This is a genomic window from Novilysobacter erysipheiresistens, assembly GCF_036663935.1.
Taxonomy (GTDB): Bacteria; Pseudomonadota; Gammaproteobacteria; order Xanthomonadales; family Xanthomonadaceae; genus Novilysobacter; species Novilysobacter erysipheiresistens.
Genome location: NZ_JAXGFP010000007.1, coordinates 154586 through 170760, shown reverse-complemented (window position 1 = coordinate 170760; position 16175 = coordinate 154586). Strand labels below are relative to the sequence as shown.

The window sequence follows — 16175 nt, the reverse complement described above, 5'->3', positions numbered from 1 at the left end:
ATGGCGCACGGGGAGCCGCGAGCATTCGCGATTCTGGGCGAGACCGAAGGCAGGCGTCGTGCGAATGACCTTGGGATCCGTCCCGGGGCCGGGCCGCGCGCGCCTGCTTTCGTCGCCACCGCCCTGCCCGGCCCCCGGAACCCGCTTGATGGACCCGAACGTTTTCTCCGCGATGCCGCTGTCGACCGCGTTGCTGTCGACGGCCACCGTCGCCCTGGCCGAAATCGGCGACAAGACCCAGTTGCTCGCCCTGCTGCTGGCCGCGCGCTATCGCAAGGCCGGGCCGATCATCGCCGGCATCCTCGTCGCCACCCTGCTCAACCACGCACTGGCCGCGTGGTTCGGCGCACTGATGGCGCAATGGCTCCAGCCGGAGGTGTTGCGCTGGGTCGTCGCAGGCAGCTTCCTGGCGGTTGCGCTGTGGACGCTCAAGCCCGACTCGCTCGATGACGATGGCAGCGGCCTGCCGGCGCGCGGCGCCTTCCTCGCCACCACGGTCGCGTTCTTCATCGCCGAGATCGGCGACAAGACCCAGGTCGCGACGGTGTTGCTCGCCGCCCGCTATTCGCCGCTGTGGGAAGTGATCGCCGGCACCACCGCCGGCATGCTGGCGGCGAACGTGCCGGTGGTGCTGCTGGGCAGCCGCTTCGCCGAGCGCCTGCCGTTGCGTGCCGCGCGTCTGGTCGCCGCGGCGGTGTTCCTGGGCCTGGCCGTCTGGGTCGGGTGGCGCGGACTGGGCTGAACCGACCACCGCGCGGCCGGCTGCGCGCATCGGGGGCGCCCGCGCTATCCTGCCGGGCGATGGGGGAACGATGGACAGCATTCGCAGTGCCCGCGAGATAGTCACCCGGTTGCTGGCACGGCCCGACGAGATCCTGCTCGAGGTCGGTGCCGGCGGCGAACTGCTGGTCGCCCGCATGCGGGTGATCATTGCGGCGTTGCTGTTGCTGTTGCCGCTGGTCAATGCGCTGGGCGGCGGCCGGGTCCAGGAAACCCTGATCGGCCTGGCCGGCGCGGTGTTCGTCAACGCCTTCGCCCAGGTCTGGCTGCAGTTGGCGCGACGGCGGCGGCGCTACCGCTGGCTGTCGTTCGCGACGGCCGCGTTCGATGTCAGCGCCACCACCCTGTTGCTCGGCATACTCGCCACCACCCACCTGGCGGCCGCGCTCAACAGCATGATCGTCTGGTGCTGCTACCTGCTTGCGATCCTGCTGACAGCATTGCGCAGCGATGGCCGCACCACCGTGTTCGCCGGGCTCCTCGCGCTGCTGCAGTACGCCACGCTCAACGCGGTGGTGTTCGCGTCGGTGACCTCGCCCGAGCAACTGATCTCCAGCGACTACGGCGCCGTCACCGCCAGTGGCCAGGCCCAGCGCATGGTGCTGTTGGCGATCGTCACCGTCATCACTGCCGCGGTCGTCTACCGCACCCAGCGGCTGGTTGAGTTGTCCGGCACCGACGGCCTGACCCGGTTGCCGAACCGCAGTTGGCTGATGCATCGGATGCCGCGCCTGCTTGAGGTCGCCGAAGAGGATGGCGGCAGCCTCAGCCTGGCGCTGATCGACCTCGACCATTTCCGCCGGATCAACGACGAGGCCGGCCACCACGCCGGCGACCGTGCGATCCGCCACGTGGTCGACGTGCTCCGCAGCATGGCCGAGCCCGGCGAATGGCTGCTGCGCCTGGGCAGCGAGGAATTCGCGCTGGTGATGCCGCAGCCGGTCGGCACCAGCTGGGAGCGGGTCGACTCGATCCGGCGGATGCTGGCGCAGCACCCGTTCGACCCCGAACGCGGCAACATGGAACCGCTGCGGATCACGTTCAGCGCCGGCATCGCGTCGTGTCCGAACGACGGCAACGACCTGTCGCGGCTGTTGAGTCGCGCCGACCAGCGCCTGAAGATGGCCAAGCGCGAAGGCCGCAACCGGGTCATCGCGCGCGATGGCTGACATCCACCCTGGAGCTAACCGCTTGAACCTCAAATTCCGCCTGATCGTGCTGAACTTCCTGCAGTTCTTCATCTGGGGCGCGTGGCTGTTGACCATCGGCGCCTACTGGTTCCAGAACAAGCAGTGGTCGGGCACCGGCTTCGGCGCGATCTTCTCGACCATGGGCATCGCCTCGCTGTTCATGCCGTCGCTGATGGGCATCGTCGCCGACAAGTGGATCAACGCCGAGCGGCTGTACGGGCTGCTGCACATCGGCGGCGCGGTGGTGTTGTTCATGCTGCCGCAGGTCGACGACCCGACCACCATGTTCTGGGTGATGCTGCTCAACATGGTGTTCTACATGCCGACGATCGCACTGGCGATCGCGGTGGCCTACAACGCGCTCAAGGAAGACGGCCGCGACGTGGTGCGCGATTATCCGCCGATCCGGGTCTGGGGCACGATCGGCTTCATCGCCGCGCTGTGGACGGTCAGCCTGCTCGGGCTGGAGACCTCGGCCGGCCAGTTCCATGTCGCCGCCGGCGCCTCGCTGCTGCTCGGCCTGTACGCGTTCACCCTGCCGCCGTGCCCGCCGAAGCTCGGCAGGAGTGAGAAGCGTTCGCTGGTCGACGCGCTCGGCCTGACCTCGTTCCGGCTGTTTCGCGATCGCAACATGGCAATCTTCTTCATCTTCGCGATGCTGCTGGGCGCGGCGTTGCAGCTGACCAATGCCTACGGCGACACCTTCCTGCACGACTTCGCCGGCGACCCGCGCTACGCCGACCTGCTGGCGGTGCGCTACCCGGCGATCATCATGTCGATCTCGCAGATTTCCGAGGCGTTGTTCATCCTGACCATCCCGTTCTTCCTGAAGCGCTTCGGGATCAAGGCGGTGATGACGATGAGCATGCTGGCCTGGTTCCTGCGGTTCGGTCTGTTCGCCTACGGCGATCCGGGTCCGGGGCTGTGGATGATCGTGCTGTCGTGCATCGTCTATGGTATGGCTTTCGACTTCTTCAACATCTCCGGCTCGCTGTTCGTCGAGGGCCAGAGCGACCCCAAGATCCGGGCCAGCGCGCAGGGTCTTTTCATGATGATGACCAACGGCGTCGGCGCGGTGTTCGGCAGCATCGCCAGCGGCTTCATCATCGAGCACTGGTTCACTTACGCCGACAACAGCAAGAACTGGCACGGCATCTGGGTGACCTTCGCGCTGTACTCGCTGGTGGTCGCGGTGCTGTTCGTGCTGCTGTTCAAGCACAAGCACGCGCCGGCCACGGCGTCCGACACGCACCGCGTTGGCGCCTGAGCGGGGATCGATGGCGCGGGCGCCGCAGGTGGTGGTGGTCGGCTCGTTCAACGTCGACCACGTGTGGACCTTGCCGAGCCTGCCACGCGCCGGCGAAACCCGCGTCGGCGCCTATCGCACCGGCCCCGGCGGCAAGGGCTTCAACCAGGCCACCGCAGCGGCACGCGCGGACGCGGCCACCACTTTCATCTGCGCGCTCGGCGATGACGCCGGTGGCCAGCTCGCGCGCAGGCTCGCGGACGGGGACGGCATCGACCTGCGTGCGGCCCACGGCGATGCGCCGACCGGCACCGCCGGCATCCATGTCGACCGTGAGGGCCGCAACAGCATCGTGATCGGTCCCGGCGCCAACGCATCGCTGGCCGCCGATTTCGTGCGCGCGCAGGGCGACGCATTGGCGCACGCGACAGTGGTGCTGGCGCAGCTGGAGTCGCCGGTCAATGCGGTCGCCGCAGCTTTCGAACTGGCCCGCGAGGCAGGCGTCCTTACCGTGTTCAACCCCGCCCCGGTCGATGCCGAACTGCCCGCATCGCTGCTCGCCCTGAGTGACGTGATCACCCCGAACGAATCGGAGTTCTGCGCGCAGCTGCAGCGCCAGCTTGGCGAGTCCTGCGATCCCGAACGGCTCGCCGGCCTCGACGATGGTGACCTGCACGCGCTGTGCCGCCGGCTGCTGCCGCACGGCACCGTGATCGTCACCCTCGGCGCACAGGGCTGTTTCGTATCGCATGCGCCCGGACGGATGCGCGGCGACGAGCGCGCCGTCTATCGCGTTGCTGGCACGCCGGCGCAGGTAGTCGATACCACCGGCGCCGGCGACGCATTCAACGGCGCGCTGGCGGCATCGATCGCGTGCGAGCCGCGGCAGCCTTTCGCCGGGCATGTCGCCTTCGCCAACCGCTACGCCGCCCGTTCCACCGAGCGCCCCGGCGCCGCCGCAGCGATGCCGGTGCGCGCAGATCTGCACTCGGACTGAGGACGAACCCGGCGAGATGAGTACGGGCTCGCCTATAAAATGAGACTGATTCGCATTACCATGCGCGGCTCCCTTGCTCAATCTGGAAGTCGCAATGCCCCGCCATGCCCTCGCCTGCGCCCTGTTCGTTGCGCTCGCAGCGCCTGCCGCCTTCGCGCAGGACGCCACCGGCACGGACGCTCCCTCTTCGCGCACGGACCGCGCCACCGACCTCGACCGCGTCGTCGTGTCCGCCAGCACCAGCCGCATCCCCAACTCCGAGGCGGCGCTGCCCAATACCATCACCGTGATCGACCAGCAGCAGCTGCAGCAGCAGCTCGCGGTCACCCAGGACATCTCGCAGGTGCTGGCCAACCTGATCCCGGCGTTCGCGCCGCCACGGCAGAAGATGACCAGCTCCGGCGAATCGGTGCGCGGCCGGCAGCCGCTGTACATGGTCGACGGCGTGCCGCAATCGACCCCGCTGCGCGACGGCGCGCGCGACGCCCACACGATCGACCCGGCGATGATCGAGCGGATCGAGGTCATCCATGGCGCCAACGCGCTGCAGGGCATCGGCGCCTCCGGCGGCATCATCAACATCATCACCAAGCGCGCGCCGCGCGAAGACGGCGCCACCTTCCACGACATCAGCATCGGCGCCAGCACGGCGCTGCCGAGCGAGGATGACGGCGCCGGCTATCGCGGCTCCTACCTGTTCGGCACGAAGCAGGGCGCGTTCGATTTCGTCGGCGGCCTGTCGTACGCGCAGGAAGGGCTGTACTACGACGCCGACGGCAACTCGATCGCCCCGGAACCGGTGCAGGGCGACCTGATGGACGCCAACAGCCGCAACCTGTTCGCCAAGGCCGGCTGGGCGCTAGACGACCAGCGGCGGCTGCAACTGAGCGCCAACCATTACCGCCTCGAGGGCGAGGGCCACTACGCGGTCGTCGACGGCGACTACCAGCTCGGCCTCCCGGCGACCGCGGTGCGCGGCGACCAGCCGCTGGAGCCGCCGCAGAACAAATCGAGCTCGCTCAGCCTCGACTACCGCGACCACGACCTCGCCGGCGGGCAGTTCCAGGGCCAGCTGTTCTGGAACCGCTTCGACGGCCGCTACGGCAGCAGCGCCTACGTCGATTTCTTCAACACCGGCAGCGACGCGATCTGGTACGACCAGTCGCAGATCGAGGCCGAGAAGCTCGGCGGCAAGTTCACCTGGTCGCGCGGCTACGTCGCCGACCTGCCACTGCGGCTGACCCTGGGTCTGGACCTGCTGCGCGACACCACCGAGCAGCGCCAGCTCGCCAGCGACCTCGGCTGGGTGCCGCCGACCACCTACCAGAGCATCTCGCCGCTGCTGCAGGCGCAGTACCGGCTCGGCGACGTGCTGCTGACCGGCGGCCTGCGTTACGAAAGCGCGAAACTCGAGGTCGACGACTTCGTGACCCTGCCGCAGTACGGCGCCCAGCAGGTGACCGGCGGCAGCCCGGAATTCACCGAAGTGCTGCCCAACCTGGGCGCGGTGTGGGAGCTGACCGGCGCGCTGAAGCTGTACGCCTCCTACGCCGAGGGCTACACCGTTGCCGACGTCGGCCGGGTGCTACGCGCGGTCGACGAGCCGGGCCAAAGTGTGGACACCTTGGTGTCGCTGTCGCCGGTGATCGCCGACAACCGCGAGATCGGCCTGGACTACGACGACGGCCGCTGGCTGGCCCACCTGGCCGCGTACTGGTCCGATTCCGACTACGGTTCCCGACTGTCGTTCAACACCGCCACCGGCAGCTACGAGGTCAAGCGCGAGGCGACCGAGATCAACGGCATCGAAGCCAACCTCGCGATGCAGCTGACCGAAGCGATGCGCCTCGGCGTCGGTTATGCACAAAGCGAGGGCCGCTACGACAGCAATGCCGACGGCCGCATCGACAGCGACCTGCCCGGCGCCAACATCGCCCCGGACCGGATCACCGCCTACTGGCAGCACCAGTGGCTGCCGGCCCTGTCGACCCGGCTGCAGGCCAGCCACGCACGCGACCGCGAATTCGAAACCCGCGGCGTGGTCGACAGCCAGTTCGACGGCTACACCACGGTCGACCTGCAGGCCAGCGTCGGCCTCCCGGTCGGGAGCCTGAACCTCGGCATCGAGAACCTGCTCGACCAGCAGTACATCCACTACAGCTCGCAGGTCCGACCGTCCGACGAGGACTACTTCGCTGGGCGCGGACGGGTGTTCAGCGCAAGCTGGTCGCACCGGTTCTGAGGCCCGCGCCGATGCAGCCGGCTGCACCGATCGCGTTCAAGCGCCGCCTGCGGGCGGCGCTGTCGTGGCTGCACCTGTGGGTCGGGCTGACGGTCGGCACGGTGTTCTCGCTGGTCGGCCTGTCCGGTTCGGTGCTGGTGTTCCACGAGGACCTGCTGCAGTGGCAGCAGCCGCAACTGGCCGGCCATGAGGTGGTGGTCGATGGCGAGGTGCTGGGTGGAATCCTGCGCCACTGGCAACCGCAGGGCCTGCGCAGCATCCACCTGCCGCAGGCGGATGGCCTGCCGGTCTGGCAGGGCTATTTCGAGGACGGCCACCGCGCCTATTTCGCACCCGACGACGGCGCTCTGCTGCTCACCCGAACCGTCGACGACGACTGGCTGCTGTGGCTGCACGAATTCCACGTCGACCTGCTCGCCGGCGAGACCGGCCATGAAATCCTCGGCATCGTCGGCTGGATCGCACTCGGCCTGCTGCTGACCGGCTTGTACCTCTGGTGGCCGAAGCTCGGCCGCATGCTCGTCCACCTGCGGATGTACAACGGCCCCCCGGTACGGCGTTGGCTCAGCTGGCATCGCAGCAGTGGCGTGCTGACCCTGCCGCTGGTGCTGCTGCTGACCTTGACCGGGGTCGGCATGATTTATCACGCCGGCGCGCGCAGCCTGCTGACCGGAATGTTCGGCGGCGAGGATCCACCGGCGGCGTTACCGCGGCCGATCGCGGTCGAGCAGGCGCCGGACTGGCCGGCAGTGCTGGCACGAGCGACCGCCGCGTTGCCACCCGGTGCCCGGCTGACCCGCGTCGCGCCGCCGGCAAATGGCAGCGACGTGATCGGCTTCCGCGCGCGCGCCGCCGGCGAATGGCACCCCAATGGCCGCAGCCTGGTGTCGGTCGACCGCGCCGGCAGCACCGTCCTGCTGCGTCACGACGCCACCAGCCAAGCGCTCGGCGCGCGGATGACCGAGGCGATCTATCCGTTGCACATCGGCTCGGTCGGCGGGTCGGCGTACAAGTGGGCGACCGCGGCCGGCGGCCTGTTGCCGGCGTTCGGCCTGGTCACGGGCTTCCTGTTCTGGCGCCGCCGCCGCGGCAAGCGCTGAACCCCGGCGCTCTCACACGGTCCCGCCGATCACGCGGCTCCGATAAAATGCGCCGATGCAGATCGGCCGCCACGCCATCAATCCGAAAGTGATCCTCGCGCCCATGGCCGGGGTCACCGACAAGCCGTTCCGGGTGCTGTGCAAGCGTCTGGGCGCGGGCTTGTGCGTGTCGGAGATGACCACGTCGGACCCGCGGTTCTGGTCCACCGCCAAGTCGCGCCACCGGATGGACCACGTCGGCGAGCCCGACCCGGTCAGCGTGCAGATCGCCGGCACGGTGCCGTCGATCATGGCCGATGCGGCGCGCCACAACGTCGACCACGGCGCGCAGATCATCGACATCAACATGGGCTGCCCGGCCAAGAAGGTCTGCAACGCCTGGGCCGGCTCGGCGCTGATGCGCGAGCCCGGGCTGGTCGCCGAGATCCTCGCGGCGGTCGTCAATGCGGTCGACGTGCCGGTGACGCTGAAGATCCGCACCGGCTGGGCGGCCGACCGGCGTAACGCCCTGGAAATCGCGCGGATCGCCGAGGCCAGCGGGATCGCCGCGCTGGCGATCCACGGTCGCACCCGCGACCAGCAATACAAGGGCGTGGCCGAGTACGACACCATCGCCGCGGTCAAGGCGGCGCTGTCGATCCCGGTGATGGCCAATGGCGACATCGATTCGCCGCGCAAGGCCGAGGCGGTGTTGCGACACACCGGTTGCGATGCGGTGCTGGTCGGTCGCGCGGCGCAGGGACGGCCGTGGATCTTCCGCGAGATCGCCCACTATCTAGCCACCGGCGAGACCCTGGCCGAGCCGTCCTTGGGCGAAGTCCGCGAGGTCTTGCTCGGCCACCTTGAACACCTGCACGGGTTCTACGGCGAGCTGTCGGGCGTGCGCATCGCGCGCAAGCACCTGGGCTGGTATGCGAAGGACCGCCCCGAGAACGCGCGGTTCCGCGACGTGGTCAATCGCGCCACCACCGCCGAGTCGCAATTTCGGCTGACCCGGGACTACTTCGATGCATTGGTCGCCGGCGTCGCCCCGGACCTGCCCGCCGCCGCCTGACTGCGGCTGGCACGCGATGTGCTGCACTGCACCGGCGCGTGACAATCGCTGGTGTCCGCCCGGGGGTCGTCGATCCGTGACTATCGATTGACGGTCGGTTCTGCAGCGGTTCGTTTCCCGGAGGCACCCGTGGCCCGGTTCGCGACCACCCACTGGAGCGTCATCCTCGGGAGCCAGCACAGTCCCGAACGGGCGCGCGAGGCGCTCGAGGAGATCTGCCGCAATTACCGCAGACCGGTGCTGAGCTACGTGCTCCAGCACGGCTATGGCGCCGCCGATGCCGAGGACCTGACCCAGGAGTTCTTCGCCCGGCTGGTCGAGCAGCGCTGGGATGCGCGTGCCGACCCGGCCCGCGGCCGGTTCCGCGCCTACCTGCTGACCGCGCTGCAGCGCTTCCTCGCCAACCAGGCCGAAAGCGGTCGCGCCGGCAAGCGCGGCGGCGGCGCGCCACGGGTGACGCTGGACGAAGCCACCGCGCGCGCGCCAGGCAGCCAGTCGCCGGAACAGGCGTTCAACCGGAGCTGGGTGCTGACCGTGATCGAACACGCGGTGCACCGGCTCGAACGTGAAATCCATGCCGCCGGCCATGAGTCGCTGTACCGGGAACTGGCCGAATACCTGGTCGAGTCACCCGATAGTGCCGACTACCGCCACGCCGCCGAGCGCCTGGACCTCAAGCCCAACACCGTGGCCGTGCACGTGCACCGGCTGCGAAAGCGCCTGCGCGAGTTGATCCGCGATGAGCTGGCCAACACCGTCAGCAACGCCGAGGACCTCGATGGCGAGTTGCAGGCATTGCGCGGAATCACCCACACCGACGCGCTCTGACCCGACATGGCCGATCGCCTCCCGCCAGCCGACAGCAGCCACGACCCCGGCTCCGACCGGGGCAACGGCGAACGGAAGTCGTGGTGGCGGACCACCCGACTGGCCGTGCGCCTGTTCCCCGGGAACACGCTCCCGACCAGCGACCGTGCGGCGACGCCGTCCGGGCAGCCCCCTGTCGATGAACCACCCGAGTTCGATTTCGACGATCCCGACCAGTGCGAGTTCGGCGGCTACCAGCTGCGTGCCCTGATCGGCGGCGGCGGCACGGGCTGGATCTACCGCGCGCACCAGCGCTCGCTCGATCGCGACGTCGCCCTGAAGCTGTTGTCCGGCGGAATCTGGGCCGCGCCCGAAGGCGTCGACCGCCTGCGCCACGAAGCGCAGGACGCCGCCAGCCTCAAGCACCCCAACATCGTCACCGTGTACGAAGTCGGCGAGCAGCACGGACGCATCTATTACGCGATGGAGCTGGTCGAAGGGCGCAACCTCGGCCAGCGCATCCGCCAGCAAGGGCCGCTGCCGCCGCGCGAGGCGGCCGCCCTGGTGCGCGTGCTGGCCGAAGCGGTCGACTACGCGCACCGGCTTGGGGTGCTGCACCTGGACCTCAATCCCGCCAACGTGCTGCTGGGAACCGACGGCATCGCCAAGATCGCCGACTTCGGTCTCGCTCGCCGGGTCGCCGATGGCGACAGCGTGCCGACCGAACGCATCTCCGGCACCCCGGGCTACATCGCTCCCGAGCAGGTCCAGTTGCACCTCGGGCGCCTGTGCGCGGCCACCGACGTCTGGGGACTGGGCGCGGTGCTGTACGAGGCCCTGACCGGACATGCACCGTTCGAGGCCGGCTCAGCGCGCTCGACCATCGAACTGGTGTTGCGCGGCCGCGTGCGCGACCCGCGCCGCTACCGTCGCGACCTGCCGCGCGACCTGCAGGCGATCTGCCTGCATTGCCTGCACAAACAGCCGATCGCGCGTTATGCCAGCGCGCGCGGCTTGGCCGACGACCTCGGTCGCTTCCTGGAGGATCGGGAAGTCTGGGTACGTCCGCTCAATCCCCTGCAGCGCGCCGGGCGCTGGATCCGACGACAACCCTGGCTCGCACTCGCCGTGCTGCTGACCACCGCGTCGCTGATCCTCGCCCTGGCCGCGCTGCTCGCCGCGCGCACTTAACCGCAGTCAAACCCGGAACGCGGCACAATGCGCCACGCGCGCGTTGTCTGTATCATTCGCGCCCATCCTTTTATCCGAATGCAAGGATATAACCTCGATGTCCAGCTACCTGTTCACCTCCGAATCCGTCTCCGAAGGCCACCCGGACAAGATCGCCGACCAGATCTCCGACGCCGTGCTCGACGCGATCCTGACCCAGGACAAGCGCGCCCGCGTGGCCTGCGAGACCATGGTCAAGACCGGTGCGGCGATCGTCGCCGGCGAGGTGACCACCACCGCGTGGGTCGACATCGAGGACCTCGCGCGCAAGGTCATCAACGACATCGGCTATGACCACTCGGGCGTCGGCTTCGACGGCCACACCTGCGCGATCATCAACATGCTCGGCAAGCAGTCGCCGGACATCGCCGCCGGCGTCGACGGCAGCAAGAAGAAGCAGAAGAAGCCGGAAGAGCAAGGCGCGGGCGACCAGGGCCTGATGTTCGGCTACGCCTGCAACGAGGCGCCCGAGTTCATGCCGGCGCCGATCTACTACAGCCACCGGCTGGTCGAGCAGCAGGCCAAGGTGCGCAAGCGCAAGAATTCGCCACTGCCGTGGCTGCGCCCGGACGCCAAGAGTCAGGTCACCCTGCGCTACGACGGCAGCAACCAGATCGCCGGCATCGACGCGGTGGTGCTGTCGACCCAGCACGACCCGAGCATCAAGCAGAAGGACCTGATCGAGGGCGTGCGCGAGCACATCCTCAAGCCGGTACTGCCGAAGGCGTGGCTGGACGCGCTGCCGAAGAACAAGATCCACATCAACCCGACCGGCATCTTCGTGATCGGCGGCCCAGTCGGCGACTGCGGCCTGACCGGCCGCAAGATCATCGTCGACACCTACGGCGGCATGGCCCGCCACGGTGGCGGCGCGTTCTCCGGCAAGGACCCGTCCAAGGTCGACCGCTCGGCCGCGTACGCCGCGCGCTACGTCGCCAAGAACGTGGTCGCCGCCGGCCTGGCCGACAAGTGCGAAGTGCAGCTGAGCTATGCGATCGGCGTCGCCGAGCCGACCTCGGTCTCGGTCACCACCTTCGGCACCGGCCACATCAGCGACGACAAGATCGAGAAGCTGATCCGCAAGCACTTCGACCTGCGCCCGTACGGCATCGTCAAGATGCTCGACCTGATCCACCCGGTCTACCAGGCGACCGCCGCCTACGGCCACTTCGGTCGCAAGCCCAAGGACGTCAGCTACGTCGACGCCACCGGCCACAAGCACAGCGCGACCGCCTTCTCCTGGGAGAAGACCGACCGCGCCGACGAGCTGCGCAAGGCGGCGAAACTGAAGTAAGCGTCAGCGCCCTCTCCTGCCTGGCGGGAGAGGGCGAACGGCCGCGATATAATCGCCGCCTGCCCCGCCGAGGGGCGCTGCGACCGTCGCAAGGACGGCCAGGCTCGGCGAGGTTCCACGAACAACGGCGCCCGGTTGCTTTCACTGCCTGCTGCAATGACAGGCGCATAACCGGAGCTTCAAATGAACGCTGTAGCCAAGACCTTCTCGATGGAAGGCGATTACAAGATCGCCGACATCACCCTGGCCGATTACGGCCGCAAGGAAATCGACATCGCCGAGCACGAGATGCCGGGCCTGATGTCGATCCGCCGCAAGTACGCCGCCGAGGCGCCGCTCAAGGGCGTGCGCGTGACCGGCTCGCTGCACATGACGATCCAGACCGCGGTGCTGATCGAGACCCTGAAGGACATCGGCGCCGACGTGCGCTGGGCGTCGTGCAACATCTTCTCGACCCAGGACCACGCCGCCGCCGCGATCGCCGCGACCGGCACCCCGGTGTTCGCCTGGAAGGGCGAGTCGCTGGAGGAGTACTGGGACTGCACGCTGGAGGCGCTGAGCTTCCCGGACGGCAAGGGCGGCTTCCTCGGCCCGCAGCTGGTGGTCGACGACGGCGGCGACGTCACCCTGCTGATCCACAAGGGCTATGAGCTCGAGAACGGCAGCAAGTGGGTCGACGAGAAGGCGTCCTCGCACGAGGAGCAGGTCATCAAGAACCTGCTCAAGCGCGTCGCCAGCGAGCGCCCGGGCTACTGGCACACCGTGGTCGAGGGCTGGAAGGGCGTCTCCGAGGAGACCACCACCGGCGTCCACCGCCTGTACCAGCTGGCCGAAGCCGGCTCGCTGCTGATCCCGGCAATCAACGTCAACGACTCGGTCACCAAGTCCAAGTTCGACAACCTGTACGGCTGCCGCGAATCGCTGGCCGATGGCCTCAAGCGCGCGATGGACGTGATGCTGGCCGGCAAGGTCGCGGTGGTCTGCGGCTATGGCGACGTCGGCAAGGGCTGCGCGGCGTCGCTGCGGGCCTACGGCGCGCGCGTGGTGGTCACCGAGATCGACCCGATCTGCGCGCTGCAGGCGGCGATGGAAGGTTTCGAGATCAACACCATCGAGAGCACCCTGGGCCGCGGCGACATCTATGTCACCACCACCGGCAACAAGGACATCATCACCGTGCAGCACATGCAGGCGATGAAGGACCAGGCGATCGTCTGCAACATCGGCCATTTCGACAACGAGATCCAGGTCGATGCGCTGTATGCGCTCAAGGACGTACAGAAGATCAACATCAAGCCGCAGGTCGACAAGTTCGTGTTCCCGAACGGCAATGCGATCTTCCTGCTGGCCGAAGGCCGGCTGGTCAACCTGGGCTGCGCCACCGGCCATCCCAGCTTCGTGATGTCGAACTCGTTCGCCAACCAGACGCTGGCGCAGATCGACCTGTGGGCCAACAAGGACACGTACGGGAAGCAGGTCTACCTGCTGCCGAAGAAGCTCGACGAGGAAGTCGCGCGGCTGCACCTGGAGAAGATCGGGGTGAAGCTGACCCAGCTGACCCCGGCGCAGGCCGACTACCTCGGCGTGCCGGTCGAAGGGCCGTACAAGCCGGATCACTATCGCTACTGATCGCAGGTTGATCGATAACAGGAACGGGCGCTTCGGCGCCCGTTTTTTTTGCGCCTTTGTCGACGTCTTCATGTGCTTCTGTAGGAGCGGCTTCAGCCGCAATCTGGAATCGTCTCGCGCGGCCAACCATCCGATCGCGGCTGAAGCCGCTCCTACAACGACGTGAAATCGCGCGCGGCGTGTCAGCGGCGATATGCAAATTCATCGCGATGAAGCGATATACTGCATCCATTCCATTGTATCCCTGTGCCCATGACCCCGATCAGCTTCGAGTTCTACCCGCCCAAGACCGACGAGCAGCGCGCGCAACTCGACCGCACCACGACCAAGCTCAAGACGCATTCGCCGGAATACGTGTCGTGCACCTTTGGCGCCGGCGGTTCGACCCTGAGCTACACCCCTGAAACGGTCGAGCGCCTGCACCACCACCACGCGCTGAGCGCCGCGCCGCACATCTCCTGCGTCGGCGGCACCCGCGCCGAACTGGGCGAACTGCTGCAGCGCTACAAGGCGATGGGCTGCCGCCGCATCGTCGCCCTGCGCGGCGACCTGCCGTCGGGCATGGGCCATCCCGGCGACTTCCGCTACGCCACCGACCTGGTCGAGTTCATCCGCCGCGAGCACGATGGCGACTTCCACATCGAGGTAGCGGCCTACCCGGAAACCCATCCACAGGCGCGCGATGCCCACGCCGATATCGGCCACTTCGTGCGCAAGGTCCGCGCCGGGGCCGACGGCGCGATCACCCAGTACTTCTACAACGCCGATGCGTATTTCCGCTTCGTCGACGACGTGCGCGCCGCGGGCATCGACATCCCGATCGTGCCGGGGATCATGCCGATCTCGAACTTCAGCCAGATCCGCCGCTTCTCCGAGATGTGCGGTGCGGAGATTCCGCGCTGGGTCGCCCAGCGCATGTCCGCGTATGGCGACGATGCCGAGAGCATCCGCGAGTTCGCCGCCGATGTCGTCGCCCGCCTGTGCCGGCAACTGCTCGACGGCGGGGCGCCGGGGTTGCATTTCTACACGCTCAACTTGGCCAAGCCCACCGTGGGCGTGCTGCGCCGGCTGGCCTGAAGCCCGTGCCGACCTCGCCCGCATTCAGCGCGGGTTGCGTCGGCGTTCAGCCCCGGCGCCTTTGGTGACAAAGCTTTGACGACCCCGGGCGGAGCATGGGGGACATCCCCCGCGGCTCCCCCACCTCATGAAATCGCTCCCTTCCGGCGTCCTCGCCGCGGCCCTGCTGGTCACGTCGACGCCGCCCGGCATCGCCCCGGCCCACGCCCAGTCCCGCGGCATCCAGCGTTGCGAGGCCGTCGACGGCACCGCGATCTACACCGACCGGGCCTGCGCCTCGCTCGGCGCGACATCCAGCCCGATGTCCGGTGAATTGCTGACCCGGCTGGCCTCCAGCGGCGATGACCTCGACCCCGGCATGTTCGGCGCCCGCCGTGCGCCGTCAGTGGCGCGACGGTCGCTCGCCAGCGGCTGCGCGCGCTCCTCGACCCAGCTGTCGATGGACCTGCAGGGCGCATGGGCGCTCGGCGACGTCAACCGCATCGCCGAAAGCTATCACTGGGTCGGACTCGATACCGGCCGGGCGCGCACGATCATGCAGCGGCTGGATCGGCTGGCCGCGCAGCCGCTGTGGCAGGCCCACTACTTCGATGCCCGGATCGGCGGCGCGATGCATTACGCCGACGCCACGGCGGCGGCGCCGTCCACCGCCGGGGTGATGCAGCTCGTGTTTGCCGACGGCGCCTCGCGCCAGGTGCAGGACTTCGACGTGCGGCGCTACCACGGTTGCTACTTCATCGAGTTCTAGCGCGTAACGGAAACGGGACATGGTGCGCGGCCGGTCACTTCACGCACCCGTCACATCGGGGTAGGCTGGGGCGATGTCCTATCGCCACGCCCGGATATTTCATTTCCACGCGGCTCCGGCCTGCCTGGCCCTGGCCGCAGGTACCGCGTTCGCGCTGATCCTGCTGGCCTGGTCATCGCCCGCCGCCGCCGAGGTCAGCCGCTGCGAACGTGACGACGGCAGCACCGCGTTCACCGACCTCCGCTGCTCCGAAATCGGCGCGGTCGAACGCGAAGCGCCGCGCGATCGTACCGGCAGCCGCCGCTTCTATCGCGGCGGCTGCGCGCGCAACGTCCAGGACCTGATCTTCGAGATGAGCACCGCAATCGATGCTCGCGATGCCAATCGCCTGGCCAGCGTGTACCACTGGGCCGGCATGTCGAGCCGCACCGCCACGCCGGTGATGACCCGGCTCGACGCGCTGGTGCAACGCCCGCTGGTCGACATCGTGCCGGTCCTGCCTGCGCCGCGGGCGGCAACGGTGGCGGCCTGGTCGGGGCCAGACGCCGAGGTGGACTCAGGCTTCGACGCCGTGGCCGACGCCACCGGCGGGCCGGCGGTGCCGGTGGCGAGTTACCGGTACCCGTCCACCGTCAACCACGACCCGGTCGCACTGCGGGTGGTGCAGACACTGGACAACGGCAGCACCCCGTCGGAAACCGTATTCGACCTGCACCGGCATTTCGGTTGCGTCTGGATCAAGGGTGGATGATGAGGGGCGGCTGACCACGGCGGTTGACGC

The 16175-nt window shown here is 68.4% G+C and carries 14 protein-coding genes and 1 riboswitch; all 14 genes read left to right on the top strand.

Going from position 1 to position 16175, the window contains the following annotated elements; translation table 11 throughout:
- Nucleotides 1–148: 148 nt before the first annotated feature.
- The 14 genes from SNE34_RS13520 to SNE34_RS13455 all read left to right on the top strand — a co-directional run bounded on the left by SNE34_RS13520 (nt 149) and on the right by SNE34_RS13455 (nt 16145).
- Nucleotides 149–742, top strand: a complete 594-nt coding sequence (locus SNE34_RS13520) for a TMEM165/GDT1 family protein (RefSeq protein ID WP_332618102.1) — start codon at nt 149–151, stop codon at nt 740–742.
- 70 nt (nt 743–812) lie between these two features.
- On the top strand, nt 813–1949 hold the full coding sequence (locus SNE34_RS13515) for a GGDEF domain-containing protein (protein ID WP_332618098.1): 1137 nt from the start codon (nt 813–815) through the stop codon (nt 1947–1949).
- Between the two features lie 22 nt (nt 1950–1971).
- Nucleotides 1972–3237, top strand: a complete 1266-nt coding sequence (locus tag SNE34_RS13510) for a nucleoside permease (RefSeq protein ID WP_332618096.1) — start codon at nt 1972–1974, stop codon at nt 3235–3237.
- A gap of 10 nt (nt 3238–3247) precedes the next feature.
- Nucleotides 3248–4213, top strand: a complete 966-nt coding sequence (locus tag SNE34_RS13505; RefSeq protein WP_332618094.1) for a ribokinase — start codon at nt 3248–3250, stop codon at nt 4211–4213.
- A 94-nt stretch (nt 4214–4307) separates the two neighbouring features.
- Nucleotides 4308–6455, top strand: a complete 2148-nt coding sequence (locus SNE34_RS13500) for a TonB-dependent receptor (protein ID WP_332618092.1) — start codon at nt 4308–4310, stop codon at nt 6453–6455.
- Nucleotides 6456–6466: 11 nt separating this feature from the next.
- Nucleotides 6467–7555, top strand: a complete 1089-nt coding sequence (locus tag SNE34_RS13495) for a PepSY-associated TM helix domain-containing protein (RefSeq protein WP_332618090.1) — start codon at nt 6467–6469, stop codon at nt 7553–7555.
- Between the two features lie 55 nt (nt 7556–7610).
- The gene (gene dusB / locus SNE34_RS13490; protein ID WP_332618088.1) at nt 7611–8609 is read left to right on the top strand and encodes a tRNA dihydrouridine synthase DusB; all 999 of its coding nucleotides are present in this window, start codon (nt 7611–7613) and stop codon (nt 8607–8609) included.
- A gap of 129 nt (nt 8610–8738) precedes the next feature.
- On the top strand, nt 8739–9437 hold the full coding sequence (locus SNE34_RS13485) for an RNA polymerase sigma factor (RefSeq protein WP_332618086.1): 699 nt from the start codon (nt 8739–8741) through the stop codon (nt 9435–9437).
- Nucleotides 9438–9443: 6 nt separating this feature from the next.
- Complete coding sequence (locus tag SNE34_RS13480; protein WP_332618084.1) at nt 9444–10607, top strand: serine/threonine-protein kinase; 1164 nt, start codon at nt 9444–9446, stop codon at nt 10605–10607.
- Nucleotides 10608–10704: 97 nt separating this feature from the next.
- The gene (gene metK / locus SNE34_RS13475) at nt 10705–11940 is read left to right on the top strand and encodes a methionine adenosyltransferase (protein ID WP_332618082.1); all 1236 of its coding nucleotides are present in this window, start codon (nt 10705–10707) and stop codon (nt 11938–11940) included.
- Nucleotides 11941–12003: 63 nt separating this feature from the next.
- Nucleotides 12004–12080, top strand: a riboswitch (S-adenosyl-L-homocysteine riboswitch).
- A gap of 43 nt (nt 12081–12123) precedes the next feature.
- A complete protein-coding gene (gene ahcY, locus SNE34_RS13470) occupies nt 12124–13569 on the top strand; it encodes an adenosylhomocysteinase (RefSeq protein WP_332618080.1) in 1446 nt (481 codons plus the stop codon).
- A gap of 252 nt (nt 13570–13821) precedes the next feature.
- The gene (metF, locus tag SNE34_RS13465) at nt 13822–14646 is read left to right on the top strand and encodes a methylenetetrahydrofolate reductase [NAD(P)H] (RefSeq protein ID WP_332618078.1); all 825 of its coding nucleotides are present in this window, start codon (nt 13822–13824) and stop codon (nt 14644–14646) included.
- Between the two features lie 127 nt (nt 14647–14773).
- Complete coding sequence (locus SNE34_RS13460) at nt 14774–15394, top strand: hypothetical protein (protein ID WP_332618076.1); 621 nt, start codon at nt 14774–14776, stop codon at nt 15392–15394.
- Between the two features lie 73 nt (nt 15395–15467).
- Nucleotides 15468–16145 carry a hypothetical protein gene (locus SNE34_RS13455; protein ID WP_332618074.1) on the top strand — a complete coding sequence of 226 codons (678 nt, stop codon included), beginning with the start codon at nt 15468–15470 and terminating at the stop codon, nt 16143–16145.
- Nucleotides 16146–16175: the final 30 nt, after the last annotated feature.